The following is a 1,528-nucleotide window of genomic DNA, read 5'->3' as shown; positions in this document are numbered from 1 at the left end:
AGCCCCTGTCCTGATGGACAGGGGCTTTTTTCGTTTTGACCAACCCGGAAGGAAATCATGACAGAAAACATAACGTGTTATCGGATCTATGAACCAATTCATCATCCTGATCTAAAAAGTTATTAATTAATTTTTAAAGCCCGTGGCTATTTTTCAGCCATATCGACATCTCCGTTTTGAGTGAAGGGGGATCGTCCCCTTTCTCAAAATATCGCTGTTTATAAAAACGCAAGACATCAATAACAGGAAATGAATATGTGCATAACTACGACGGCTTCCCCATGCCTAAAATCGGGGATGATTTCTGTTTTTATCACGAATTTAGGAAAATATAACGAAGGTGAACTGGTTGGTGAGTGGCTTGAGCTTCCGGCAACCTCAAAAGAGATCGAATACTGTTTAGCCCGTATTGGTATTGATGGCATTCGCTATGAAGAGTATTTCCTGACGGACTATGAGTCCTCAATTGATGGCCTTTCTTCCTATATTTCAGAATATAACGCTTTAGAGGAGTTGAATGAATTAGCCACTCAGTTAGCTGCATTATCGCATGATGAAATGCGTCTTTATCAGGCAGCGATTGAAATCGGTGACTCAGTGAGCTCAATTCATGATTTGATTAATTTAACCGGTAATTTAGCGGTTATTCAGCGATTAGACCATGTGAATAATGAATACGACCTGGGCTATTACTGGATTCAGGAAAGCGGCTGTTATGATTTGGCACAATTCGGTGGCTTAGCACATTACTTTGATTATGAACGCTATGGACGTGATATCTGCATTGAACAAGGGGGAATTTTTTACGGTGGCGGATATGTTTATCATACGGACGGGTAGACAGGATAACCGTGTTATAGCGAGGAAGCTCATTATCGTAACACAACATTCTGAACGCCCTCTTCCGGAATAGCTTACGGCTAAAAATGTAATCATGCTCACTATTTAGCCATGACATATTTTATTGCCTAATACCTATCTGACAGAAAGCCCTTCTCTTCATCGAGAAGGGCTTTTTTATTTTAACCAAACCAAAAAGGACACTATTAATGGAAAATTTTATCCGTTGCCCGTTATGTCATTCTGCTTATACCCATGAGCGGCATATCGGCAAAAAAGGAGGTGCAATCCTCGGCGGCGTATCCGGTACCTTAAATGCAACAGAGACTGAATCAGAACAACCTGTTATCAATACACTGTCAGGGTCTCATATCGCCATGCTGCTCAGCCGTTTTGTCGCCGGGGCTGCTATCGGTGCCGTCACCGGCTCTTCACTGGACGGTATGGTCTTCGACCGTTTTAAATGCGCATCCTGCGGACATACCTTTAATTAGCTGACAGAGTCAGTAAACGGATACCTTTAAGGTATCCGTTTTGCCGTACATTTATTTTTTTATGTTTCCTGACGCGGGAGCGATGAGATAACAAGAGATCTGAGGTAAGCATATATCACGCTGGTTTCATAAATAAGCCAGCAACCATGCTACAGCGCAGCCAAATAGCTCACAGTAAAAAGATGGTTTCCATC

The 1,528-nt window shown here is 42.1% G+C and carries 2 protein-coding genes; both read left to right on the top strand.

The annotated features are described in order from the left end of the window. The first annotated feature begins 255 nt into the window (after positions 1–255). A complete protein-coding gene (locus tag N7387_RS21150) occupies positions 256–840 on the top strand; it encodes an antirestriction protein ArdA (RefSeq protein ID WP_279800936.1) in 585 nt (194 codons plus the stop codon). A gap of 209 nt (positions 841–1,049) precedes the next feature. Then, positions 1,050–1,334 (top strand): hypothetical protein, encoded by a 285-nt coding sequence (locus tag N7387_RS21145; protein WP_279800935.1) that lies wholly within the window; start codon positions 1,050–1,052, stop codon positions 1,332–1,334. Positions 1,335–1,528 lie beyond the last annotated feature (194 nt).

Source organism: Morganella sp. GD04133 (genome assembly GCF_029835375.1).
In the GTDB taxonomy this organism is placed as follows: domain Bacteria; phylum Pseudomonadota; class Gammaproteobacteria; order Enterobacterales; family Enterobacteriaceae; genus Morganella; species Morganella morganii_B.
This window is presented reverse-complemented; position numbering and strand designations above follow the sequence as displayed.